This window comes from Sphingomonas sp. (assembly GCF_965227385.1).
Classification (GTDB): Bacteria; Pseudomonadota; Alphaproteobacteria; order Sphingomonadales; family Sphingomonadaceae; genus Sphingomonas.
This window is the reverse complement of sequence record NZ_OZ245750.1, coordinates 1,666,746-1,690,207: the sequence shown is the minus strand read 5'-3', so window position 1 is coordinate 1,690,207 and position 23,462 is coordinate 1,666,746. Positions and strand designations below refer to the sequence as shown.

Genomic DNA, 23,462 nt, shown 5'->3' with positions numbered 1-23,462 from the left:
ATGAGCGACTGGGTGGCGATCGGCCTGCGCTTCGCCGCCTATGCCGATCTCATGCTGTTGGCGGGCCTCGCCATGGGTGGCGGTCTCGGTCGACATGCGCCGGCGATTGGCGGACGTGTAATAGGCTGGCTGGCCATACTAGGCGTAGTCATCACGATCGCCCAGCTTGCTGCGACGTCCCTGGCCATGACTGGCTACGACCTGGCCATACTGGATCGGGAAATGCTCACGTTCATGGCGTTTGAAACGTCGATGGGCATCTCTCATATCGTTCGCGCCGCAGCGCTCGCGTTGCTGGCGGCGCTCCAGCTCGCCGGGCGGGCGAGCAGGTCGGTTGCGGCCGCGCTGGCGATTGTTGCGCTGGGTTCGCTAGCCTGGACCGGTCATGCCGGCGCATCCGAAGCGGCGCTGGGCTGGGCGCACCGCAGCAGCGACATCGTTCACCTGGTTGCAGGCGCGCTGTGGATTGCAGCGCTGGCGATGTTCGTGCGGCTCCTGCTGCTCGACTTTGCGACGCCGGGCGCGGCGAGAACGGCGCTCGCCGCGCTGGCACGCTTCTCCGGCATCGGTGGGATCATCGTCGCGGCGATCGTCGTCAGCGGAGCGATCAACCTTGTCGCGATCGTCGGGATCGAAGGTCTCTCCACGACATTTGGAACATCATACGGACAGCTACTTGTGCTGAAGCTCATCCTGTTTGGCGTCATGCTTGCTCTGGCCGGATTCAACCGCTGGCGGCTCGTGCCGACCCTGGAGATGGCATTGGGCGGCGATAGGCAGGCCATCGCGCAGCACCGATTGCGGCTGGCGATCCTGGTCGAGACGGTGGCGGCGGTGCTCATCCTCGCTGTCGTGGCGATCCTTGGAACTTTGTCACCGGTTGATTGACTGGCACGGATCGTCCGTCCGGGCGTTGTGGTGGATCTTAGGAGAAAGCCATGAAGAATCTTGCAATCCCGCTATTGCTTGTCGGGTCGCTGACGGTGGCAGGTTGTTCTGACAATGCGCAGCAGAATAGCGCGCACGATATGGCCGCCACGTCGGCCGCCAACGGAACGATGCCGATGGACATGTCAGCCGCCAGCCCCGGCGACCCGCCGGCGACCCAGGGGTACAAGAAGTCGATGAACGACATGATGGCCAACATGCCAAAGTACACTGGCGAGGCCGACACGGATTTCATGCGGCAGATGAAGGGGCATCATCAGGCCGCGATAGCCATGGCCGAAACCGAACTGCGCCACGGTGACGATCCAGAGGCGCGGGCGTTGGCGGAGAAGATCATCCGAGATCAGCGCGCGGAGATCGCCGAAATCGACACTTGGCTGGCGGCTCGAAAATAAGCGGCTTGACCCTGACATGATGTCAGACATTATTGCCGGGTCATGGAGGACGACTCGATGACCCATGCCGACTATAACGCTCATGACGAACACAGCTGCTGCGCGACCCAGCCCTCGACGTCGGCGGTCACCGATCCCGTATGCGGCATGACCGTCGATCCCGCGACAACCGCGCATCATGCCGCGCATGACGGCGAAGATTACCATTTTTGCAGTGCTGGCTGTCGGACCAAATTTGTCGCCGACCCTGACAAATATCTGAGCGATGTCCCGCGTCCGGAACCCAAGGCGCTGCCGGGCGCGATCTGGACCTGTCCGATGCACCCCGAAGTCCGTCAGGAGGGACCGGGCACCTGCCCTTTCTGCGGCATGGCGCTCGAACCGGAGGAGCCGTCGCTCGACGATGCGCCCAATCCGGAGCTGGTCAACTTCACCCGCCGCTTCTGGGTATCCGCCGCGCTCGCAGTGCCGCTGCTGATCGTGTCGATGGTCGCCGAGATGCTGGGCATCGAGATCGTCAGCCCCGCCGCGTCGCCCTGGGTTCAACTCGCGCTTTCTGCGCCGATCGTGTTGTGGGCGGGCAAGCCTTTCTTCGAGCGGGGCTGGATGTCGATCCGGACGTGGCACCTCAACATGTTCACGCTTATCGCAATCGGCGTCGGTGCCGCTTTCCTCTACAGTCTGGTCGCGACTTTCGCGCCTGACTTGTTCCCGCCCACCTTCCGTATGCACGGCGGCATGGTGCCGGTCTATTACGAGGCAGCGGGCGTCGTGGTGACGCTGGTATTGCTCGGGCAAGTGCTGGAACTGCGCGCCCGCGCGGCGACCGGGCGCGCGATCCGCGCGCTTATGGATCTTGCGCCCAAGACCGCGCGCCGCATCCGCGATGACGGCTCGGAGGAGGAAGTGTCGCTCGGTGACGTGGCGGCGGGTGACAAGCTGCGCATCCGGCCGGGCGATGCAATCCCGGTTGACGGCATAGTTATCGAAGGGCGCTCGTCGGTCGATGAATCGATGCTCACCGGTGAGTCTTTAGCCGTCGGGAAGTCGGCTGACGACGCGCTGACCGGCGGAACCGTTAACGGCACTGGTAGCCTCGTCATGGAAGCCCGTGCGGTGGGCGCGGACACGATGCTTGCACGGATCGTGCGGATGGTTGCCGAGGCACAGCGCAGCCGCGCCCCGATCCAGGCGGTTGCCGACCGCATTTCGGGCTGGTTCGTGCCACTGGTGGTCGCGATCGCGATCGCGGCTTTCATCGTATGGAATTTCGTAGGGCCGGAGCCGCGCTTCGGCCATGCACTGCTCAATGCCATCGCGGTCCTGATCATCGCCTGTCCGTGTGCGCTCGGCCTCGCCACCCCAATGTCGATCATGGTCGGCACGGGTCGCGGCGCACATGCTGGCGTCCTCGTCAAGAATGCTGAAGCGCTACAGGCGCTGGAAAAGGTCGATACGCTCGTGATCGACAAGACCGGCACGATCACCGAAGGCAAGCCGAGGCTCGTTGCCACCCAAGCCCTGCCGGGGTTCGACCAGGACGATTTGCTTGGTCTGGCCGCTGCGGTCGAGGCACAATCCGAGCATCCGCTCGCACACGCCATCGTCACGGCCGCGACGGAACGCGGCGCCATCGTTGGAAAGGTGGATAACTTCGAATCCCAGACCGGTCTGGGTGTCAGCGGAGTGATCGATGGCCGCATCGTCGCGATCGGCAACGCTACGCAGATGACCCGCGTCGGCGCCGATCCGTCCGCGCTGGAGGCCGCTGCCGACCCGCACCGGAAGACTGGAGCCGGGGTCATGTTCATCGCCATCGACGGGTCGCCGGCAGGACTGCTCGCTGTCGCCGATCCGATCCGCGCCAATGCCCGCGAGGCGATCGCCACGCTGCGCGCCGAGGGTCTGAAAGTCATCATGCTTACGGGCGACAACCGGGCCACTGCCGACGCGGTCGCGCACGCGGTCGGCGGCCTTGACGATGTTCGTGCCGATCTCAGGCCAGAGGACAAGGCGCGTATCGTTGGCGAACTGAAGGCGGCCGGGGCGAAGGTCGCGATGGCCGGCGACGGCATCAACGACGCGCCCGCACTGGCGGCGGCGGACGTAGGGCTGGCGATGGGAACGGGCACCGATGTGGCGATCGAGAGTGCGGGGATGACGCTGACCCGTGGAGATTTGACCGCGATCGTCCGAGCACGCAGACTGGCAGATGCGACGATGCGCAACATCCGCCAGAATCTATTCTTCTCGTTCCTCTTCAACGGGCTCGGCGTACCGATTGCGGCGGGCGTGCTCTATCCCCCGTTCGGCATCCTGATGTCGCCGATGTTCGCTGGCGCGGCGATGGCGCTGTCTTCGTTCACCGTCGTCCTCAATGCCCTGCGATTGAACCGGGTGAAATTATGAAAATCGGACCCGCGTCGGAGGCGAGCGGCGTCTCGCAGCGGATGATCCGGCACTACGAGAAGATCGGCCTCGTCCCGGCACCGCCGCGCCGGGACAGCGGCTACCGCGATTATTCCGACGCCGACATGCATCGGTTGCGCTTCATCGCCAACGCCCGCGACCTTGGCTTCCCTATCGAAGAGATCAGAACGCTGCTTGATTTGTGGGACGACGGCGCGCGGTCGTCGGCCGACGTTAAGTCGCTGGCGACCGCGCGCGCCGAGGAACTACACCGCAAGGCAGAGGCGCTCGAAAAAATGCGGCGAGCGCTGCTTGATCTGGCGGCACGCTGCTGCGGTGACGACCGCCCCGACTGCCCGATCATAGACTCGCTTGAACGACCGGCCTGATGTTCTTCTTTGGTCGCATCCCGTTCGTGAACGATCAGGGCGCATGATCAACTACGCGCGATTTGCTCCAGCGGGACATTCCTTTCCGTCGATCGGGATTGCTGGGCGCGAGCAAGCTATTCTTGATCAAGTGCTGCACCAACCGACACGCCTTCGTTCCGGCGCTACATATGCTTGGTCCGTGGAAATCCAGCCTTTTCCAGAAGATATGATGGTGCTATTGATGGTGCCGGTGATTTCCCACTGCCAATTCGCGTAGGAAATCAGCTACTTGGGTGCCGATGGGAGTGTTCTTCTGGCACCAATACTGGCTCTGGATAAGTCCAGTAAGCGGCTGTTTTCACAGCATTTCTAGACCGAAAATCGCCGGCCACCGCATCTACGCTGCTCAACGAAAGTTGGAAGTGGAATCCGGACGCTATCGAGCGCTCGCTGGCATATGCAGACAAGGATGCGGTGCGCGCCCCCCTTGAACCGGCCGTTCTGATGCGGGGTCACAGGCGCGCGCCCGTCGCGAGGACGAGCGCGTCAAACAGGCAGCGCTGTGGTCGATTTGATCTCCGAGAGCGCGACGGTGGAATTGATTTCCTGCACGCCGGGGAGGCGCGAGAGCTTCTCGAAGAAGAAGCGTTCGTACGCTTCGATGTCCGCTGCGACGACGCGCAGCATGAAATCGACCGTGCCCATCAGGACATAACATTCAAGCACTTCGGGCAGTTCGTGGATCGACGCCGCAAACTCGTCCAGATTGGCGCGGCCATGCGCGTTGAGCTTGACCAGCGCGAACACCTGCGCGCGCAGCCCGATCTTGCGCCGGTCGAGCAGCGCGACACGGCGCTTGATATAGCCTTCGCGCTCCAGCCGGTCGATGCGCCGCCAGCATGGGGAGGCGGACAGGCCGACGATTTCGGCAACCGCGGCGGTCGAGAGCGAGGCGTCATCCTGCAACGCGCGGAGGATCCGACGGTCATAGGAGTCGAGCGGTTCGTGCATGATTTGACCTCATATGGGCTGATATGCGGTCGATCGTTATCAGATCATTGCAAAAACGCGAACTAATAGGTCAGAAACTGCCGGTATCGTGCGTTACCATCGGCGCATCGCAATCAAGGTGCCCCATGATGTTCGACCCCTCCGCTCCCGTTCCCCCGGAAGAACTGTTCCGCCTCGACGATCCGCAGACGGGACTGTCGGGGGTCATCGTCATCCATTCGACCGCGCTTGGCCCGGCCGCCGGCGGGTGCCGCTTCCACTGCTATCCGGGCGACGCCGATGCCGTGGCCGACGCGCTGCGCCTGGCGGAGGGCATGAGCCGCAAGAACGCGCTGGCCGGGCTGCCGCTTGGCGGTGGCAAGGCCGTGGTACGCGTGCCGGACGGCCCGTTCGACCGCGTTGCACTGTTTCGCGCATTTGGACGCGCCGTCGCCGCGCTCGGGGGGCGCTACGTTACCGCGGAAGACGTCGGGACGCGCGTTGCGGACATGCAGTCCGTTGCCGACGTCACGCGCCATGTCGCGGGGCTTCCGGCAATGGCCGGCGCGGTGGGCGGCGATCCATCGCCCTGGACCGCGCTCGGCGTGCTGCGAGCGATGGAGGTCGCAGTAGCGCGGCACCTGGATGCCACGCTGTCCGATGTGACCGTGGCGGTCCAGGGGCTGGGCCATGTCGGCTTTGCGCTATGCGAATTGCTGCACGCGGCGGGGGCGCGGCTGATCGTCGCCGAACCGCGCGCCGAGGTTGCGGCCGAGGCCGCGCGGCGCTTTGGCGCGACGGTGGTGGGGTCGACGGATCTGGTCGCGGCCGAGGCAGATGTGTTCGCCCCCTGCGCGCTGGGCGGAGTGCTCGACGCGAAGGCGGTTCAGCGCCTGCGCGCGACGGTGGTGTGCGGCGCGGCGAACAACCAGCTTGCAACGCCGGCGCAGGGCGATGCGCTGCTGGCGCGCGGCATCCTTTACGCCCCCGATTATGTCGTGAACGCGGGCGGCATCATCAACGTGGCCGCCGAATATCTTGGCTGGGACCCGGAGGAAGCGCGCAGCCGGGTCGAGGCGACGGGCGAACGCCTGGCGGCAGTGCTGGACCATGCCGCAGCCGAGCGGATGGCGCCGCACCGCGCCGCCGACCAGCTTGCCCGCATCGCGATCACCCGCGCGCATCGCCAGCCGGATCTGGCCGCCTGACATGACGGACAGCACCGGTGTCGGGACCGCGGTCTTCGTCGTGACCGCCGCCCGCTGCCCGCAACTGCTGTGCCGCCTGCTCGGCCTGTTCGCGCAGCAGCAGCGTGCTGTCGATGCCGTGTCGGTCGAAGCGCGTCCGCGCGGCTATCGCGCGGCAATCACCCTTGCGGGGATCGAGCCGCATCGCGCCGAAATCATCGAACACAAGATGCGGGCGATCGTCAGCGTGCGCACCGTCCGCTTGCGCTTCCGTCCGGCCTGAGGGCGCGCCGCTGTGCATTTGACAATTCTCTAAATAGGATCATTGTAGTCCGATCAGGACGATTCACCCGCATCGCAGTGATCGGCGGGCCGGAATCGCGGAGCCCAGGGAAAGGGAACACGATGTTCGTGTGGACTCGCAAGGTCAAGCTGGCGGCGGCGGCTGCGCTCGCGCTGACGGTCGCAATTCCGGCCGCGACGCAACAAGCGCCGCTCACACCGCAACCCGAAGCGGCGGTCGCCCCACTCGCGACGCACACCACCCCGGCGGGGCTCGACCGTCTCACCAAGAGCGACGTCGATACCTGGCTCGACGGCTACATGCCCTATGCGCTTGCCCGCGGCGACATCGCCGGCGCGGTTGTGGTCGTGGTCAAGGACGGCGCGGTCGTGACCCAGCGCGGCTTTGGCTATTCCGACGTTGCAAAGCGGACGCCGGTCGATCCGGCGACGACCTTGTTCCGCCCCGGCTCGACCTCGAAACTGTTCACCTGGACCGCCGTGATGCAGCAGGTCGAGGCGGGCAAGATCGACCTCGACGCCGACATCAACACCTATCTCGACTTCAAGATCGCGCCCCTTGGCGACAAGCCAATCACGATGCGGCACCTGATGACGCATACTGCGGGCTTCGAAGAGATCATCAAGGGACTGCTGGCGTTCGACATCAAGCCGAAGCCGCTGGGCGAGATCCTGAAGGAACGGGTGCCCGAACGGATCTATGCCCCCGGCACCACCCCCGCCTATTCCAACTATGCCACGGCGCTGGCCGGCTACATCGTCGAGCGCGTGTCGGGCCAGTCGTTCGACGACTATGTCGAGCGCAACATCTTCGGCCGGCTGGGCATGCAATATGCCAGCTTCCGCCAGCCGCTTCCCGACAAGCTCAAGCCGTTCATGTCGCAGGGATATGAGCTGGGATCGGACAAGGCGCAGCGGTTCGAGATCATCGGCATGGCCCCGGCAGGCGCTCTGTCCGCCAGCGGCGCGGCGATGGCCAAATTCATGCTGGCCTATCTCGACCAGGGTGGGCCGCTGCTCAAGCCAGCCACCACGAAACAGATGCTCACCGCCCAGAATATGAGCGTGAAGGGCAGCAACCAGATGGCGCTCGGCTTCTACGAAGAGTGGGTCAATGGCCATCGTGCGGTGGGGCATGGCGGCGACACCATCTACTTCCACTCCGACCTCAAGATTTTCCCGGCGGAGAATGTCGGCGTGTTCGTATCGGTCAACAGCCAGGGCAAGGACGGCGCGCCGGGCGCGGTGCGCACCGCGCTGATCGACGGCTTTGCCGATCGCTACCTGCCCGACGCGAATGCCAAGCCGCCAGTGGAGCTTGCAACCGCCAAGGAGCATGCAAAGCTGCTCGTCGGCAGCTGGAGCAACAGCCGCCGCGTGGCCTCCAGCTTCGCCTCGTTCGTCTATCTTCTGGCCGAGGAAAAGATCGGCCTGGACGCGGACGGGCGCCCGATCATCGCCGGAATCCCCTCGATCGGCGGCGGACAGCGCAAGTGGATCGAGGTCGAGCCGTTCGTGTGGCAGGACGCCTATGGCAAGGAGCGCCTGGTCGCCGAAGTCCGCGACGGACAGGTCGTGCGCTGGACCTTCGGCATGGTCTCGCCCTTCATGGTGTGGGACCGGACGCCCTGGTATGCCAGCGGCAGCTGGATCATCCCGGCCCTGCTGTTTGCGCTGGCGGTATTGCTGCTCACGGCGATCGCCTGGCCGACCGGATGGGTCGCCCGTCGCCGCTACGGCGCGCCGCTTGCGCTGAGCGGCACCGCGCGCACCGCCTATCATGTGGTGCGCGGCCTCGCCTGGCTGGTGCTGCTGGTGCTGGTCGGCTGGTTGTTGGTTGTCCTGGGGATCGAGGACTTCGAGGGTCATGGCAAGAACGACTGGCTGATCCTCACGCTTCAGGTCGTCGGCACGCTGGGCTTTTTCGGCCTGCTTGCGGCGGCGGCGTGGAATGCCTGGCTGGCGTTCAAGGGCAAGCGCGGCTGGTTTTCGAAGCTGTGGGCGGTGCTGCTGACCCTCGCTGCTTTCATTCTGCTGTGGGTCGGGCTGGTCTTCAAGCTGGTGAGCTTCGGCACCGGTTATTGAACGTGACGGCGGGCGCGGGCCAAGGGCCGCGACCGCCATGTCGAAACAAGATTGACATTTGCCTAATTAGGACAACACTGTCCCGATTAGAAAACGCCGCATGCGGTTCGAGCCGCGTGACAAGGCCAGGTTCAGGGAGCTCCATATGATTCGGCAAGCTATTCCTACCCGCATCCTTCTCTCGCTCTCGACCGCCGCTGCGGCGCTGGTGCTGCCCGCATCGGCGTCTGCACAGGATAGCGGTTCGGGCGTCAGTGTCGATCGCGACGAGATCGTCGTGACCGCGCAGAAGCGTGAGGAGCGCGTTCAGGACGTTCCGATCTCGATTACCGTGGTCAGCGGTGAGGCGATGCAGCAAGGCGGAGCCTCGCAGCTGTCGGACTATGCCGCCGCGATCCCCGGCCTTCAGGTCGACAATGCGGGGTCGCCCGGTCGCTCGACCCTGTCGCTGCGCGGCGTCGCGCCGATCGGGCCGAGTGCGACCGTCGGCATGTACCTCGACGATGCGCCGATCGGATCGAGCGGCATCTACAACCGATCGCAAGTCTTCACGCTCGACCTGATGCCCTATGATATCGAGCGGTTGGAGGTGCTGCGCGGGCCGCAGGGGACGCTCTACGGGGCGAGCTCGATCGGCGGGCTGCTCAAATATGTCACCGTCCAGCCCGACCTGAACACACTCACCGTCCGGGGCGGCGGCGAGGTCTTCACTTTGGCGCATGGCGACGGCGTCGGCTGGGCTGCGAATGCGATGGTCAACGTGCCGCTGGTGACCGACCAGCTGGCGATCAGCGCGAGCTATGCCCGCCGCGAGACCCCGGGCTATGTCGACAACGTTCTGACGGGCGAAGAGGATGTCAACGATGCGGTCCAGCAGGGCGGCCGGGCGGCGTTGCAGTGGCAGCCCGACCCCGCGCTCACCATCAAGCTGAGCGGCGTGTGGCAGTCGGTCGACTCCGACAATCTCAGCCTGGTCTACGAAGGCATGGGCAACACCCCGCTCGCGCCGGGTGCGCCGTTCCTCAGCACCAACACCGCGCTGCCGGAACCCTTTACCAGCGACTTCCAATTCTATTCGGGCTCGATCAGCTATGATCTCGGTTTTGCCGAGCTGAGCTCGACCACCTCGTACAGCCAGCTCGACATTCTCGAGGTGAGCGATGCGACGCTCGTCTTCGGCGGCATCTTCGGCGGCTTCGCGCCCTATCCGGCGACGCTGAAGCAGAAGAAATGGACCGAGGAACTGCGTCTCACCTCCGCGCCCAGCAGCAGCTTCGAATGGATGGTGGGCCTGTTCTACACCGACGAGGATAACAATCACAGCCAGGTGGTGCGCGCACTCGACGCGAGCGGTGCGCCGATCGCCGGCTTCGACCCGTTCGCGGTGGTCGGCCTGCCCAACACCTACAAGGAATATGCCGTTTTCGGAAACGCGACCTGGAAGATCAGCGAGATGTTCCATTTGACCGGCGGGCTGCGTTGGGCGCGCAACGAACAGACCTTCACCCAGTCGACGTCCATCCCACTGCTCGGGCTCGATGCCAGCGGCGATGGCGAGTCAGCGGAAGAGATCGTCACGTACAGCGTCAGCCCCCAGATCAACGTGAACCGGGACATGATGATCTATGCCCGCGTCGCCAGCGGCTACAAGCCGGGCGGACCGAACGTCGCGTTGCCGGGCTTTCCGGCCACGGTCGGCGCCGAACGGGTGACGAGTTATGAGGCGGGCGTGAAGGCCAGCTTCCTCGACCGCGCGGTCAGCCTCGACGCGGCGGTCTTCATGCTCGACTGGAACAATCTCCAGACCGGCGCGGCCTTTGCCGCGGGAATCAACGGCCTGGTCAATGCCGGCACTGCGCGCAGCAAGGGCGTGGAGGCGGCGCTGCTGATCGAGCCGACCGCCGGGCTAAATTTCGGGGCCAACTTTGCCTATACCGATGCGAAATGCACCGAAACGACCGCCGCCTGCACCGATGGCGACCAGTTGCCCAGCGTGCCCAAGATTTCTGCGGCGATGACGGCGGACTATCGCTTCTCGGTGAGCGGTTCGGCGGAGGCGCGGCTGGGCGGGGCCGTACGCATCGTCGGCGATCGTATTTCCGATGTCGAAAGCTCGGCGCTGGCGGTGCCGATCGACGGCTATGCCGCGCTCGATCTCAACGCCGCCGTCACCTTTGACGACAAGTGGACGCTCCGCGTCTATGCCCGCAACCTCACCGATGAGGAGGGGCGGATCACGAGCAACGTCGCGACCACCAATCCCGGTTTCCTGGCGACCGTTCCGCTTCAGCCGCGGACGCTGGGCGTCGCGATCGACCTGTCCTTCTGATCCCCTGGTGAAAGCATCGCTCATGAACGCCCCCGTCGGTCCCTTGACCGAAAGCCCCGTCCTGCCGCAGCCCTATCTGCTGTTTCTCGGCGACACGACGGAACCGGGATTTGCCAAGACCGCGTTCGGGCTGCGGGACTGGGCGGCGGACAAATGCGTCGGCGAACTGCGGTTGAACGGCGCGACCGTCTCGACGGGCCTTGCCGCAATGACCCCGGCCGAGGCGCGCGATCGGGGGGCGCGGGCGATGGTCATCGGCGTCGCGAACCAGGGCGGCGTCATTCCTCAAGCGTGGCGCGCGTCGCTGGTCGAAGCGCTCGAGGCGGGGCTGGACCTGATCGCGGGGATGCACATGCGGCTGGCCGACATGCCGGAGGTCGCGGCGGCCGCACAGCGGATGGGACGAAGGCTGTTCGACGTGCGCGTGCCGCCCGCCGACATCCCGATCGCGACGGGGCGCAAGCGCAGCGGCAAGCGGCTGCTGACCGTCGGCACCGATTGCGCACTGGGCAAGAAATACACAGCGCTCGCGCTCGCGGCCGCATTCGCCGAGCGCGGGGTGGATCATGATTTCCGTGCGAGCGGCCAGACCGGGATCATGATCGCGGGCGGGGGCATTCCGATGGATGCCGTCGTTTCCGATTTCGAAGCGGGCGCGGCCGAAATCCTGTCGCCCGACGCACCCGACGACCATTGGGACATTATCGAGGGACAGGGGTCGCTGGCGCATCCGGCCTATGCCGCGGTGTCGCTCGGCTTGCTGCACGGCAGCCAGCCCGACGTGTTCGTGGTCTGCCACGAACCCGGCCGCACCGAAATGCTCGGCACCGCGGGCTATCGCGTGGCGCGCGTCGAAGAGATTGTGGATCTGACCATCGCGCTCGGCCGCCGGACCAATCCCGCGATCCGCTGCGGCGGTTTTGCCTTCAACACCTCTGCACTCGACGCGGCGGAGGCGGATGCGCTGATGGCGCGGGAGAGCGCGCGGCTGGGCCTGCCGGTTGCCGATCCGGTGCGCCGCGGGCCCGCCTTCGACGCGCTGGTGTCGAGCTGCCTAGGATGACCGCATCGCCCGCCGCGCCGACCCGGTTCCAGCGTTTCCTGCTGCCGGGCCTCGCGTTCAAGGGCGTGGTGATCGGCGGCGGTTACGCGACGGGGCGCGAGCTCGCGGAATTCTTCCTGCCCAGCGGGCCGCAGGGCGGGCTGTGGGGCATGGTGCTGGCGATGGCGATCTGGAGCGCGGTCTGCGCTGCGACCTTTGCCTTCGCGCATCTGACGCGCAGCTATGACTATCGCAGCTTTTTCCAGAAGCTGCTGGGGCCGGGCTGGATCGTGTTCGAGATCGTCTATGTCCTGCTGCTCGTCCTGATCCTAGCGGTGGTCGGCGCGGCGGCGGGGGAGATCGGGGCAAGCTTTGGCGCCCCCGCGATCGCCGGCACGTTGATTCTAGCCGGCACGATCGCGCTCGTCACCAGCCTTGGCACCGCATCGGTCGAGCGGTTGTTCAAATACGCCTCGATGCTGCTCTACTTCGTCTATGCGCTGTTCGTGGTGATCGGGCTGTCGCTGTTCGGGGACCGGATCGCGGACAATCTGGCGACGCGGGCGGCAAGCGATGGCTGGGCGATGGGAGGCGTCGCCTATGCCGGCTATAACCTCATCGCGGCGGCCGTGGTGCTGCCGATGGCGGCGCATCTGACCAGCCGACGCGACGCCCTGATCGCCGGCGCGATCGCGGGGCCACTGGCGATGCTCCCCGCGCTTGGTTTCTTTCTGTGCATGATCGCGTTCTACCCGGCGATCGCGGACGAAACCCTCCCCTCGGCGTTCCTGCTCGGACAGATGAACATCCCGGTCTTCACGATCGCGTTCCAGGCGATGATCTTTGCCGCCTTGCTCGAGACCGGGACGGGCATCGTCCATGCGGTCAATGAACGCGTGTCGGGGGTATGGGAGGCAAGGCGCGGCGTCGCGCTCGGCACCCGCCCCCGCGCAGCAATTGCACTCGCCTTGCTGCTTGGCTGCGTCTTCGTCGCCACCGGCATCGGCCTCGTCGCACTGATCGGCGGCGGCTATCGTCTGCTCGCTTATGCGATCCTGGCGGTGTTCGTGCTTCCCGTGATGACCCTGGGCGTTGCGCGCGTTCTGCGCGCACGACCCGACCTGGAGCCCCCCGCATGATCCGGATGCTGATCGCGCTTCCCGCGCTGTTGCTCGCCCTGCCCGCCGCAGCGGCGTTGCCCAAGGGGTTCGCGGAGAGGGTCGAAACGCTGCGCCGGCAGAGCGGCGCTCCCGGCATCGCGCTGGCGGTGGTCGAGAAGGGCAAGGTCACGCTTGCCCGGGGCTGGGGAACGACCAAGCTCGGCGGCACGCAAAAGGTCGATGCCGACACGATCTTCCAAACCGGATCGACCGGCAAGGCGTTCACAGCCGCCGCGCTGGCCATCCTGGTCGATCGCGGCAAGATCAGGTGGGACGACCGCGTGATCGACCACATGCCGTGGTTCCGCATGTACGACCCTTGGGTGACGCGCGAGATCACGATCCGCGACCTGCTGGTCCATCGCAGCGGCCTTGGCCTCGGCGCGGGCGACCTGCTGTTCGTCCCGCGCGGCAGCCTGTCGCGCAAGGAAATGGTCAAGCGGCTCGCGCATCTCAAGCCAGCGACCAGTTTTCGCTCGGGATACGCCTATGACAACATTCTCTACGCCGTCGCCGGGCAGCTGATCGAAGACGTCAGCGGCAAGAGCTGGGAAGACTTCATGGCGCAGGACGTGTTCGCCGCGGGCGGCATGGCCAGCGCGACGGCGGATTACGAATCCCGCCTCGCCAACCCCAACCGCGCGCATCCGCATGGCCGGGTCGGCGGCGCGGTGCGCGGCGACGGGCCGATCTCGATGCTCGACGAGCGCCGCGTGGAGCTTGGCCGCGCCGCGCTGCCTGCCGGTGGCCTCGCGCTCAGCGCCAACGATCTCGCGCGCTGGCTCCAGATCCAGCTCGGCCAGGGGGCGCTGCCCGATGGCGGGCGGCTGTTCAGCGCGGCGCAAGCGGCGGAAATGTGGAAGGGGGTGACGCCGATGCCGATCGTGCCGATGCCACCCTCGCTTGCGCCGCTGACGCCCACGTTCAGCAGCTACGCGCTGGGCTGGAACGTTGCCGACTATCGTGGCGTCCGTGTGATCGCGCATGGCGGCGCAGTGTTCGGCGCGATCGCCTATGTCATCCTGTTGCCCGATCAGCAGGTCGGCATCGCCGGGGTGGTCAATGCCGAGGAGACGGCGCTGCTGCGCGGCGTGATCCAGACGCTGGTCGACCATTACCTCGACGCACCGGATCAGGACTGGCCGAGCCGTTTTGACGCCTTCATCGACCAGCGCGTCACCGGCGCAAAGGCGGCGCTTGCGACGAAGCGCGCCGCCCCCGCCAAGGTCGGCCCATCGCTCGCGCTCGATCGCTATGCCGGCACCTATCGCGACGCGTGGTACGGCGATGTCGTGGTGGCCAAGGACAAGGATGGCGGCCTGACCATCGACTTCACCACCACCCCGGCCATGAAGGGCAGACTGATCCATTGGCAATACGATAGCTTCGTCACGCGCTTCGACGACACGTCGCTCGAGCCGGCCTATGTCACCTTCGCACTCGATGCGGACGGCAAGGTCGAGCGGGTGTCGATGAAGCCGGAAAGCCCGATCGCGGACTTCAGTTACGATTATCAGGATCTGGACCTGCGTCCGGTGGGAGCGCCCCGATGAAACGCCTATCGATTCTTGCACCGCTGCTGCTCGGCGCGTGTGCGACCACACCGGGGCCGCGGACCGAGGACGTAGCGGCGCTGCACAAGCGGCTGCTCGTCCTGGACACGCATCTCGACACGCCGCTCCATTTCGGGCGACCGGGCTGGAGCTTCGGCGACAGGCACGACCCCGCGATCGACATCGCGCAGGTCGATATGGGCCGGATGGAGGAAGGCGCGCTCGATGGCGGCTTCTTGGTCATCTACACCGATCAGGGGCCGTTGACGGCGAAGGGCTATGCCGACGCACTGGCCTTTGCGCGCGGACGATCGGACGCGATCGACACCACCATCGCGCAATTCCCCGAGCGCATCGCCCCTGCCCTGACCGCGCAGGACGCCCGCCGCCTGAACGGCGAAAACAGGCTGATCGCGTTCAAGTCGATCGAGAATAGCTATCCGTTGGGCGAAGACCTGACGCTGCTCGCCGAGTTCCACAAGCGCGGCGTGCGCATGGCCGGGCCAGTGCACGGCAAGAACAACCAGTTCGCCGATTCATCGACCGACACGCCGCGCTGGAACGGGTTGAGCCCGCTCGGCCGGCAATGGGTCGCGGAAATGAACCGGCTCGGCATGGTGATCGACGCCAGCCATGCGTCGGACGCGGTGTTCGATCAGCTGCTGGAGCTGTCGCGCGCGCCGATCATCCTGTCGCACACCACCGGTCGCCACGCTTATGACCACCCCCGCAACCTCGACGATGCGCGCATCCGGAAGCTCGCGGCGAGCGGCGGGGCGATGTGCATCAGCACGATCTACCTGTCCGACCTCAATCTGGACGGCGAGCGCGGCGCATTGTTCGCAAAGTACGAGCAGATCGCGACGCTGCCCCCCGCGGAGCAGGTCGCGCTGGCCAAGCGCTGGCGCGAACTCGACAAGACCCAGCCGCTGTGGGACGCCGATTTCGAAACGTACATCGCGATGGTGCTGCACGTCGTGGAGGTCGCCGGACCCGACCATGTCTGCTTCAGCGGGGACTGGGACGGCGGCGGCGGGGTCAAGGGGTTCGAGGATATCTCGGCGCTGCCCCTGGTCACCGCGCGGCTTAAGGCTGCGGGCTATTCGGACGCGGATCTGGCGAAGATGTGGGGCGGGAATATCCTGCGCATCGTCGCGGCGGCACAGGCAGAGGCGGGGGGCTGAGGGGCAAACTCCGTTGGTAACCCCGGCCTTGTGCCGCGGGGCCACTCCACCTCACATCCTGCGCTGTAGCCTCTCGCGCCGCGCCCGCCTACGGTGGCCCCGGGGCAAGGCCGGGATGACGGGGCTGGATCAAGCAGTGCCATCTGCAATCCGGCCATCGCGCCGACAGCAGCCGTCCGAACGGTGCCGACCTAGCGCCAAACCCTAAAGCGCTGATTTCGACCGCCGCTGCCCCCCCGCTTCGACCGTTTCCTGCCCCTGCAGGGTCATCAGCGATTCCATCAACCGCTCCTCGGCGCTGGAACATACACCCAGCACCGTCGCCTCGGCACAGCCTTCGGCGGCGATATAGGCATGTCCCATGTTCGAATCGATGTAGATCGACTCCCCCTCGTGCAGCACCACGGGGTCGTAGAATTCGGTATGCACCTCGACCGCGCCCTGCAGGACGTAGATGAATTCCTCGCCCGAATGGCGGACCAGTTCGCCGAATTCCTCGACGCTGCGCGCGCGGATTTTGGTGACGATGGGAATCATCCGCTTCCGGCGCAACTCGGTATTCATGTAGAAATAGTCGTAGTTCGCGGTCTCGACCCGCACCGCGCGGTCGAGCTTGCCGACGCTGCGCCGCGCGGTCACCGGCTGATGCTGCGGATCGGCGGGCTCGCTGCTCTCGGCAAACAGCTCCGACATGCGCAAGCCAAGTCGCTGGGCAAGCTGAAGCAATTTATCGTAGGACAGCGTCAGCCGGTTATGCTCGATCTTCGAAAGGGTCGATACCGGGATGCCGGTTCGCTCGCTCATCTGCTTGAGCGTCCAGCCCTCCTGACCACGCAGGCGCCTCAGGAAGCTGCCAAGGGTCGGGTTTTCAGGCATAAATGGCAATCATCCGGCGCTGCTTCAAAGATTTCCGATCAGGATCGGCGTTCCCGATCGGGGTCCTTGTTCAATAGCAGCGTGGCAGGGTGAGACAATCCTATTGCGCCGCCCGCCGTGCATGAAGGTCCCGGCTCACCCGTCCCCGGCGATTCCGCGCGGTCCCCACACGCCGTCGTCGCACCAGACCGTGCCGTCGCGATAGACGATCGCGGGGGAACGATCCGCCTTCAAAAAGGTGGGGCCGTCCAGATCGACGATGCCACAGCGCTGCGCCAGGACGAAGGCCGGCGCCATTGCCAGGCTGGAGCCGACCATGTTGCCGACCATGACGCCAAGGCCGAGCTGTTCGGCCCGTTCCGCCATCAACAGCGCCTCGGTCAGCCCGCCGCATTTGTCGAGCTTGATATTGATCACATCGAACCGGCCTTTGGCACCCTCGACATCGTCGAGTGTCAGGATGCTCTCGTCGCCGGCGATCGGAATCGGCGACTCAAATCGGTCGAGATCGGCTTCGCGGCCCCGCGCCAGCGGCTGTTCAAGCAGGTCGACCCTGGCATCGGCCAGCACCGCGACCAGCGCATCGAGCCGATCGACCGTATATCCCTGATTGGCGTCGACCCCGAGCCAGACATCGGGACGCGCGGCGCGGATCGCACGCACCCGTTCCGCGTCGAGCGCATCGTCCCCGGTCAGTTTGACCTTGATCGCGCGGGCATCCGCCCATCCGCGCGCGGCATCGGCCATCGCATGCGGATCGTCGGCACCGAGGGTGAAGGTGGTGATAACCGGGCGCGGCGCGTCGATCCTGGCGAGCTGCCAGACCGGCGCCCCGACGCGGTCGGCCTCCAGTTCCCACAAGGCAGCATCGACGGCGTTTCGCGCGCCCCCTGCGGGCATCAGCGCGCGCAATGTGGCGCGATCCACTCCCCCTTCGATCGCGCCGCGCGCCGTGTCGAGCGCGGCAAGCATGTGATCGACGTCATCGCCGAGATAGTAGACGCCGCTCGCTTCGCCACGCCCGCGCGCATCGCCATCCTCGAGCGTCACGGTCACGACGTCGGAGGTCTCGAACACATGGCCTGAAATGCGAAACGGCGCCTTGAGGGGCAGGCTCTCGCGAGTGACGTTCAGCTTCATGCGCTTCCTCCGCTGCGCGCGGTCCGATGAGGGAGCGATGCCCCCTCCCCGCTCCGCGCGCCGGGTGACGGGACGGCAGCGCGCCTCCCGAGTTTTCCGATAAGGACACTATCGTCCTGTTCGGAAACCGTCAATCGGTGAGCAGGACGCGCGATCGGTCGAGATCGCGGCACAAGGGGTCGGCGCCTGACACAGCATTGCGGTCGGAGCGACGCCGATCGCCCCATCCAGTGCTGCCCCGCCCGGCTCAGCGGTCGGACGGTGCCTCGCACCGGAAGTTGCTTACCGCCGCCGTCGACCCGGTGCCGCGATACACCGCGCGCTGCGGGTAGGGGCAAAGCGGCCGCTGCATGTCGATTCGGCCCGGCTCTTCCGTCGCGAATTTGGTCGCGACAACGCGATCGGGAGCCTGGCCCGTGTCGGCCCAGGCGATCAGCGCAGAGAAGAGATCGTGCCGGGCGTCGTCGGACGGTGGCCGTGGGGGGATTCCGAGCGTGGTGTTGAACGCGTCGGGGCCGGTGCCGCCGCCGCAATGCATCATGCCCGGCGCGAGGAACAGGCGCGCGCTTTCCGAGAGCTTGCCGGCGCCGCCCATCTGCCCGGCATGACGATCGAAGAACGCGACCGACTGGGCCGGCGGGACGAGGGTATCGGCGAGGCCGTGAAAGACGATCAGCTTGCCGCCCCGCGCGGCGAAGCGCGCAAGGCTGCCGCGCGTGGCGTCGTTGACGATGGCGTCTAGTCGCGTGTCGACGATCGGCATGTCGCGGTCGAAATCGAAGTCCTTCCAATCCCAATTGGCGCCGAAGACCCATTTGAACAGCGCGCCGAACGGCGGCTGGCCGTCGATCGGCTTTTGCAGGAAGGACCAGCCGAAGGTGTCGGGCATCTCGCTGCCCGGAAGCCAGCCATGGAAGCGGGGCTTGCCGTCGCGGTCGGTGGGACCCGAATAGAAGGCGCGTGCGGTCGCGACCTCCCGGTGCGTCAGGCAGCCGTCGGACGCAGCGCCGGTGCACTGCAGGACCTGCGGATCGAACTTGCAATTCAGCGGGTCCGAGATGAAGCGATCGCCCGCCAGCGCATGACCCTGCCGCCAGCACGTCGCGATCGCGGCTGTGTTGAGCAGCTTGAGCTTGGCATCGGACAGCAAGGCGCCGGGGACGCGGTTCGCGGCAGCATAGTTCCACAGCACGGCGGCATGGCCCCAGGTGCGGTTCATCACGGGTGCGCCGACCAGAATGCCGTCATAATCGTCGGGGTAGTGCAGCGCTTCGATCAGCCCCATCTGACCGCCGGTCGAGCATCCCGTATAATAGGAGCGCCGGGGCACCTGCCCGTAAAATGCCCGGGTGATCGCCTTCCCGGTCGTCGTCATCGCGTGGGTCGAGAGACGGCCCCAGTCGCGCCACTTGCGCGGCTGACCGATCAATGCGTCGCCTTCGAGCGGCGTGGCGGGGGCGGTTCCTGCATCGGTCGTCGCGGTCGCGAAGCCGCGTCGCAGCCCTTCGACCATGCCCGAATAGCCTAGTGCAAAGGTGCCGGCAAACCCGCCGCTGCCATTGCCGTGAAACACGCCGGTCCAGCCGTGCACCGGCAGCCACAGCTCGACGCCGATGTCGGAGCCGGGCTCGGACCGCACGCGCGCAACGACGCGGCAGAAACTGCGATAGCCGGGCACATCCGCCGCGATCGCCGTCTCTGCGGGCCTGGCGGGAACCAGCACCGCGCTGGCGATGCTCGTATCGCGCAGCTTCAGGCCCGCGAGCGCGGCGCAGCGCGCGGCGGCGTCAAGGACCGGCTTGCGCGGCTGGGCATGCGCAACGCCCGACCCCGTCCACAGCGCCGTCGCTGCGAGCACAGCGAAACAAGAGGTGTTCTTCATGACGCGCTCCACCAACATTCCGGTCATTTCACGCCGCGCCGACCGCCGACGATCGCCTGATCAACCGGGCGAGCCACAGGAACAGCAGGGCGGCGACGAGATACATCGGCGCCAGCGCGTAAAAGGCCATTTGCAGCGAATTCCCTCCATGATCGGTACGGAAGAAATCGCTCGCGATGCCGACAAAGGTCGGTCCCAGGCCAAGCCCGACGAGGTTCATGACGAGCAGCAACAAGGCGCCGGAAATCACCCGTGCATCCGGCGCCACCTCGCTCTGGACGAACGTGACCGTCGCGGGGAGGAAAAAGGAATTGAGGAACAGCGGAACGAACAGCAGCGCGAGGGCGACCTCCCACCGATCGACCGCAGCGAAGCCGAGGAAGAAGGGCAGCGCAAGCACGAGCGACAGCGCCGGTATGGTGGCATAGGCCGCCTTGTTGCGGACCGCGAAGCGATCGATCAGCTTGCCCGAGACGAAGATGCCGGTGCCCATGCCGAGGCCCACGGCGAGCGCGTACCAGATTGCGACCTCTTCGAGCGTCATGCCCTTTTCGCGCATCAGGAACAGCGTGGCGAAGTTGGCCAGCCCATAGGTGATGAAATTGGCGGCGCCGCTCGCCAGCGCTGCGACCGCGAGCAGCTTGTTGCCGAAGAAGCCTACGATCGCCCGGCCAAAGCTGGGCGCGGACACGCTGGTGTCGCGCATCGGCGGCGCATCGAAGCGGCCGCGCACCGGCTCGGGCACAAGGAAATAGACCAGGATTGCGGTGAGTATGCCGATTGCGCCGACGGCGTAGAAGGGCACGCGCCAGTCATAGGCGGCGGCGAGCGACGCGCCGAAGGCGACGCCCAGCGCCGACCCGATCGGCGGGCCGAGGTTGAAGATGCCCATCGCCGTGCCGCGCTGTTCGCGGGGAAAGGTGTCGGAGATGATGGCATAGGATGGCGGCACGCCGCCCGCTTCGCCGACGCCGACCGCCATCCGCGCGGCAACCAGCTGGCCGTAATTGCCCGCCATGCCGCAGGCGACGGTGGCACCGCTCCACAGCCCGCAGGCGAGCGACAGGATCTTCACCCGGTTCGACCGGTCCGCCAGCCATCCGATGGGGATCGCGATGAAGCAGTAGAAGAGCGCGAAGTAGAAGCCGGTAAGATAGCCGAGCTGGCTGTCGCTGATCTGCAGCCCGTCCTGGATCGGCTTGGCCAGGATCGAGACCAGCTGGCGATCGAGGAAGTTGAGGACATAGACGAAGCACAGCATGCCCAGCACGAAACCGCCCTTGCCCTGTCGAACAGGCTCGATCGGCCCTGGAGCAGGCGCTGCTTGGTTGATCGCCATCGGCCTTACATCCCTCCCTGTGAATCTTGCATTGTTTCGATCCACCCTGCACGCCCCGTGCCGCCGCCAAGCCCCGCGGCAACGCGCTGCCTGACCGATGCGGGCGGGCGGAACCGCTCACCATAGGCCGCGATCTCCGCCCCCATCAGGCCCGCGCCGACGTCCGCCTTCATGCCACGGCTCCCGCAGACACATCCGACGCGCGCTCGCGCCAGTGCTGCGCCTGTTGGATATACCAGGGCAGCACTTCCGGCGTAGCGGTGGCATCGGGGCTTACCACCTTCTCGACGGGCCAGCCGGCGAACAGGCGCTTGATCGGCAGTTCCTGCTTCTTGCCCGACAAGGTGCGCGGAATGCCGGGCGCGGCGATCACGTGGTCGGGCACGAAACGCGGCGACAGGCTGGTGCGGATCGCCGCTGCGATTGCCCCCTCCAGCGCAGCGTCGGCCGCGCATCCCTCGCTCGGAACGACGAACAGGATCAGCTGGCTCTCGCCCTGCGCCGTTTCGAGGTCGATCAACATCGTGTCTGCGACCTGCGGCAGCTGCTCGACCGCCGAGTAGATCTCCGCCGTCCCCATGCGCACGCCATGCCGGTTGATCGTCGCATCGCTCCGGCCCGATATGGTGCAGCTGCCATCGCTGCCGATCGTCAGCCAGTCGCCATGCCGCCATACGCCCGGCCAGGTCGCGAAATAGCAATCATGGTAGCGGCTGCCGTCCGCGTCGCCCCAGAAATAGAGCGGCATGCTCGGGAACGGACGCGTACACACCAGTTCGCCCACTTCATCCACGACAGGTCGGCCCTGTTCGTCCCACGCCTCGATCGCGGCGCCCAGATGACGGCATTGCAGCCGGCCCGGCGTGTCGGGCAATTCGGGATTGCCGGCCATGAAGGCGGCGGCGATCTCCGTCCCGCCGCTGACATTGCACCACCAGATATCGGGGCGACCCAATTGCGCGAATTGCGCACTGCCCCAGCGCTGGACGTCGGGCGGCAGCGGCGACCCGGTGCTGCCCAACGCGCGAATTTGCTCCATGCCGGGGATGCGGGTGACGTCGATCCCGGCCTTGCGACAGCTGGCGAAGAACGCGGCTCCGGCGCCGAACCAGGTGACCCCGCTGCGCGCCGCGAAGTACCAGAGGCGCGTCCAGTCGGGATCGGCCTTGGTCCCGCTCGGCGATCCGTCGAACAGGCAGATCGTCGTGCCGCTCAGCAGCCCGCCGACCTGGATGTTCCACATCACCCAGCCGCTGGCGCTGTACCAGTGGAAGCGCTCGCCAAACGTGTTGGGCGCATAGCTGGGGCCAAGGTCGAAATGGAGCCGCCCGGCCGCAGTCGCGACCAGCACGCCGCCATGGCCGTGGACGATCGCCTTGGGCAGGCCGGTAGTCCCGCTGGAATAGAGGATCCACAGCGGATGATCGAACGGCAGCCATTCGGGCTGGAACTTAGCGACCGCTTCGTCGTCGCGCACAATCGTGGTGGCGAAGTCGGTCGCGCCCGGAACCTCGCCGGATGCACAGCCGCTCGTCACGAGAAAGACGCTTTCGATGCTGGGAAGCTGGGCGCACAGGTCGCGAACGGCGGCGGTGCGATCCAGCGCCTTGCCCGCGTAGAAGACCCCATCGACCGCGATCAGCGCCTTGGGCGCGGTCTGCCGCCAGCGATCGAGCACCGCGTTGGTGCCCATGTCGGGCGAGCACAGGGTCCAGATCGCGCCGATGCTGGCACAGGCGAGCAGCCCGATCACCGCAGCCGGAATGTTCGGAAGATAGGCCGCGACGCGGTCCCCCGGAGCGATCCCGCGCGCGCGCAGGGCAAGGGCCAGCGCGGCGGACTGACGGCGCAGCTCCGCCCAGCTCAGCATGACGCTGTTGCCGCGCTCGTCGATGGCGATGATCGCCGGCTGCCCCGCCGCGTCCGCCGCTGCGGCATGGCGGAACACGTGCCGCGCGTAGTTGACCTGTGCGCCGTCGAACCAGCGCGCGCCCGGCATTGCCTCGTCGCTCAGCACCGCCGTGAACGGCGTTGGCGATTCGATGCCGTCAAACTCCCAGATGCTGCGCCAGAACCCGTGCAGATCCTCGACCGACCAGCGGTGCAGGTCTTCGAAGCCCGCAAAGGATCGGCCGTGCGTCTGCGCCAGCCAGTCACGATAGAGCCTGATCTGCGGCACGGGTTGGAGCGGGGAGACGCTGGCACCGGTCATCAAAAGCCAAACCTTGTCATTGTTCGTGCGGTTGGAGGGCGGCCCGCATCTGGCGGC

General features: G+C 66.2%; 20 protein-coding genes. 13 read left to right on the top strand and 7 right to left on the bottom strand.

Translation table 11 applies throughout. From position 1 onward, the window contains the following. The 5 genes from copD (at position 1) to ACO05N_RS07970 (ending at position 4,400) form a co-directional block, all read left to right on the top strand. On the top strand, positions 1–888 hold the full coding sequence (copD, locus tag ACO05N_RS07990) for a copper homeostasis membrane protein CopD (RefSeq protein ID WP_310037834.1): 888 nt from the start codon (positions 1–3) through the stop codon (positions 886–888). A 50-nt stretch (positions 889–938) separates the two neighbouring features. Further along, entirely contained in the window at positions 939–1,343 is a 405-nt protein-coding gene (locus ACO05N_RS07985) for a DUF305 domain-containing protein (RefSeq protein ID WP_310037836.1), read from the top strand. Positions 1,344–1,490: 147 nt separating this feature from the next. Further along, the gene (locus ACO05N_RS07980) at positions 1,491–3,752 is read left to right on the top strand and encodes a heavy metal translocating P-type ATPase (protein ID WP_405052903.1); all 2,262 of its coding nucleotides are present in this window, start codon (positions 1,491–1,493) and stop codon (positions 3,750–3,752) included. Continuing rightward, a complete protein-coding gene (gene cueR, locus ACO05N_RS07975; RefSeq protein WP_257844671.1) occupies positions 3,749–4,141 on the top strand; it encodes a Cu(I)-responsive transcriptional regulator in 393 nt (130 codons plus the stop codon). Before ACO05N_RS07980 ends, cueR begins: the two co-directional genes overlap by 4 nt. A 43-nt stretch (positions 4,142–4,184) precedes the next feature. Further along, on the top strand, positions 4,185–4,400 hold the full coding sequence (locus tag ACO05N_RS07970) for a hypothetical protein (RefSeq protein ID WP_310037838.1): 216 nt from the start codon (positions 4,185–4,187) through the stop codon (positions 4,398–4,400). Between the two features lie 269 nt (positions 4,401–4,669). Here the strand turns inward: ACO05N_RS07970 and ACO05N_RS07965 are convergent, their stop codons facing one another. Next, positions 4,670–5,134, bottom strand: coding sequence for an Lrp/AsnC family transcriptional regulator (locus ACO05N_RS07965; RefSeq protein WP_422056627.1), 465 nt, complete (start codon positions 5,132–5,134; stop codon positions 4,670–4,672). A gap of 125 nt (positions 5,135–5,259) precedes the next feature. Here ACO05N_RS07965 and ACO05N_RS07960 point away from each other — a divergent pair, with 125 nt between their 5' ends. The 8 genes from ACO05N_RS07960 to ACO05N_RS07925 all read left to right on the top strand — a co-directional run bounded on the left by ACO05N_RS07960 (position 5,260) and on the right by ACO05N_RS07925 (position 15,956). Further along, entirely contained in the window at positions 5,260–6,321 is a 1,062-nt protein-coding gene (locus ACO05N_RS07960; RefSeq protein WP_422056626.1) for a Glu/Leu/Phe/Val family dehydrogenase, read from the top strand. A gap of 1 nt (position 6,322) precedes the next feature. Then, entirely contained in the window at positions 6,323–6,583 is a 261-nt protein-coding gene (locus ACO05N_RS07955) for a hypothetical protein (RefSeq protein WP_422056625.1), read from the top strand. A gap of 122 nt (positions 6,584–6,705) precedes the next feature. After that, entirely contained in the window at positions 6,706–8,688 is a 1,983-nt protein-coding gene (locus ACO05N_RS07950) for a serine hydrolase domain-containing protein (protein ID WP_422056624.1), read from the top strand. A gap of 145 nt (positions 8,689–8,833) precedes the next feature. Then, complete coding sequence (locus ACO05N_RS07945; protein ID WP_422056623.1) at positions 8,834–11,017, top strand: TonB-dependent receptor; 2,184 nt, start codon at positions 8,834–8,836, stop codon at positions 11,015–11,017. A 22-nt stretch (positions 11,018–11,039) separates the two neighbouring features. Continuing rightward, a complete protein-coding gene (locus ACO05N_RS07940; RefSeq protein ID WP_422056622.1) occupies positions 11,040–12,080 on the top strand; it encodes a DUF1611 domain-containing protein in 1,041 nt (346 codons plus the stop codon). Then, entirely contained in the window at positions 12,077–13,198 is a 1,122-nt protein-coding gene (locus ACO05N_RS07935; RefSeq protein WP_422056621.1) for a hypothetical protein, read from the top strand. The genes ACO05N_RS07940 and ACO05N_RS07935 overlap by 4 nt, the downstream gene beginning before the upstream one ends. After that, on the top strand, positions 13,195–14,772 hold the full coding sequence (locus tag ACO05N_RS07930; RefSeq protein ID WP_422056620.1) for a serine hydrolase: 1,578 nt from the start codon (positions 13,195–13,197) through the stop codon (positions 14,770–14,772). Before ACO05N_RS07935 ends, ACO05N_RS07930 begins: the two co-directional genes overlap by 4 nt. Further along, complete coding sequence (locus tag ACO05N_RS07925; RefSeq protein WP_422056619.1) at positions 14,769–15,956, top strand: dipeptidase; 1,188 nt, start codon at positions 14,769–14,771, stop codon at positions 15,954–15,956. The genes ACO05N_RS07930 and ACO05N_RS07925 overlap by 4 nt, the downstream gene beginning before the upstream one ends. 204 nt (positions 15,957–16,160) lie before the next feature. Here the strand turns inward: ACO05N_RS07925 and ACO05N_RS07920 are convergent, their stop codons facing one another. The 6 genes from ACO05N_RS07920 to ACO05N_RS07895 form a co-directional block, all read right to left on the bottom strand. After that, positions 16,161–16,832, bottom strand: a complete 672-nt coding sequence (locus tag ACO05N_RS07920) for a helix-turn-helix domain-containing protein (protein ID WP_422056618.1) — start codon at positions 16,830–16,832, stop codon at positions 16,161–16,163. Between the two features lie 135 nt (positions 16,833–16,967). Further along, positions 16,968–17,972, bottom strand: a complete 1,005-nt coding sequence (locus tag ACO05N_RS07915) for a dipeptide epimerase (RefSeq protein ID WP_422056617.1) — start codon at positions 17,970–17,972, stop codon at positions 16,968–16,970. 247 nt (positions 17,973–18,219) lie between these two features. Next, positions 18,220–19,881 carry a tannase/feruloyl esterase family alpha/beta hydrolase gene (locus ACO05N_RS07910; RefSeq protein WP_422056616.1) on the bottom strand — a complete coding sequence of 554 codons (1,662 nt, stop codon included), beginning with the start codon at positions 19,879–19,881 and terminating at the stop codon, positions 18,220–18,222. Between the two features lies 1 nt (position 19,882). After that, positions 19,883–21,193 (bottom strand): spinster family MFS transporter, encoded by a 1,311-nt coding sequence (locus ACO05N_RS07905; RefSeq protein ID WP_422056615.1) that lies wholly within the window; start codon positions 21,191–21,193, stop codon positions 19,883–19,885. 5 nt (positions 21,194–21,198) lie between these two features. Continuing rightward, on the bottom strand, positions 21,199–21,366 hold the full coding sequence (locus ACO05N_RS07900; RefSeq protein WP_422056614.1) for a hypothetical protein: 168 nt from the start codon (positions 21,364–21,366) through the stop codon (positions 21,199–21,201). Beyond that, entirely contained in the window at positions 21,363–23,405 is a 2,043-nt protein-coding gene (locus tag ACO05N_RS07895) for an acetoacetate--CoA ligase (RefSeq protein ID WP_422056613.1), read from the bottom strand. The genes ACO05N_RS07900 and ACO05N_RS07895 overlap by 4 nt, the downstream gene beginning before the upstream one ends. Positions 23,406–23,462 lie beyond the last annotated feature (57 nt).

Excerpts from the sequence above, each read along its gene's own strand:
- copD (WP_310037834.1), top strand. The coding sequence starts at position 1 with ATGAGCGACTGGGTGGCGATCGGCCTGCGCTTCGCCGCCTATGCCGAT.
- ACO05N_RS07985 (WP_310037836.1), top strand. The coding sequence starts at position 939 with ATGAAGAATCTTGCAATCCCGCTATTGCTTGTCGGGTCGCTGACGGTG.
- ACO05N_RS07980 (WP_405052903.1), top strand. The coding sequence starts at position 1,491 with ATGACCGTCGATCCCGCGACAACCGCGCATCATGCCGCGCATGACGGC.
- cueR (WP_257844671.1), top strand. The coding sequence starts at position 3,749 with ATGAAAATCGGACCCGCGTCGGAGGCGAGCGGCGTCTCGCAGCGGATG.
- ACO05N_RS07970 (WP_310037838.1), top strand. The coding sequence starts at position 4,185 with ATGATCAACTACGCGCGATTTGCTCCAGCGGGACATTCCTTTCCGTCG.
- ACO05N_RS07965 (WP_422056627.1), bottom strand. The coding sequence starts at position 5,134 with ATGCACGAACCGCTCGACTCCTATGACCGTCGGATCCTCCGCGCGTTG.
- ACO05N_RS07960 (WP_422056626.1), top strand. The coding sequence starts at position 5,260 with ATGATGTTCGACCCCTCCGCTCCCGTTCCCCCGGAAGAACTGTTCCGC.
- ACO05N_RS07955 (WP_422056625.1), top strand. The coding sequence starts at position 6,323 with ATGACGGACAGCACCGGTGTCGGGACCGCGGTCTTCGTCGTGACCGCC.
- ACO05N_RS07950 (WP_422056624.1), top strand. The coding sequence starts at position 6,706 with ATGTTCGTGTGGACTCGCAAGGTCAAGCTGGCGGCGGCGGCTGCGCTC.
- ACO05N_RS07945 (WP_422056623.1), top strand. The coding sequence starts at position 8,834 with ATGATTCGGCAAGCTATTCCTACCCGCATCCTTCTCTCGCTCTCGACC.
- ACO05N_RS07940 (WP_422056622.1), top strand. The coding sequence starts at position 11,040 with ATGAACGCCCCCGTCGGTCCCTTGACCGAAAGCCCCGTCCTGCCGCAG.
- ACO05N_RS07935 (WP_422056621.1), top strand. The coding sequence starts at position 12,077 with ATGACCGCATCGCCCGCCGCGCCGACCCGGTTCCAGCGTTTCCTGCTG.
- ACO05N_RS07930 (WP_422056620.1), top strand. The coding sequence starts at position 13,195 with ATGATCCGGATGCTGATCGCGCTTCCCGCGCTGTTGCTCGCCCTGCCC.
- ACO05N_RS07925 (WP_422056619.1), top strand. The coding sequence starts at position 14,769 with ATGAAACGCCTATCGATTCTTGCACCGCTGCTGCTCGGCGCGTGTGCG.
- ACO05N_RS07920 (WP_422056618.1), bottom strand. The coding sequence starts at position 16,832 with ATGCCTGAAAACCCGACCCTTGGCAGCTTCCTGAGGCGCCTGCGTGGT.
- ACO05N_RS07915 (WP_422056617.1), bottom strand. The coding sequence starts at position 17,972 with ATGAAGCTGAACGTCACTCGCGAGAGCCTGCCCCTCAAGGCGCCGTTT.
- ACO05N_RS07910 (WP_422056616.1), bottom strand. The coding sequence starts at position 19,881 with ATGACCGGAATGTTGGTGGAGCGCGTCATGAAGAACACCTCTTGTTTC.
- ACO05N_RS07905 (WP_422056615.1), bottom strand. The coding sequence starts at position 21,193 with ATGGCGATCAACCAAGCAGCGCCTGCTCCAGGGCCGATCGAGCCTGTT.
- ACO05N_RS07900 (WP_422056614.1), bottom strand. The coding sequence starts at position 21,366 with ATGAAGGCGGACGTCGGCGCGGGCCTGATGGGGGCGGAGATCGCGGCC.
- ACO05N_RS07895 (WP_422056613.1), bottom strand. The coding sequence starts at position 23,405 with ATGACCGGTGCCAGCGTCTCCCCGCTCCAACCCGTGCCGCAGATCAGG.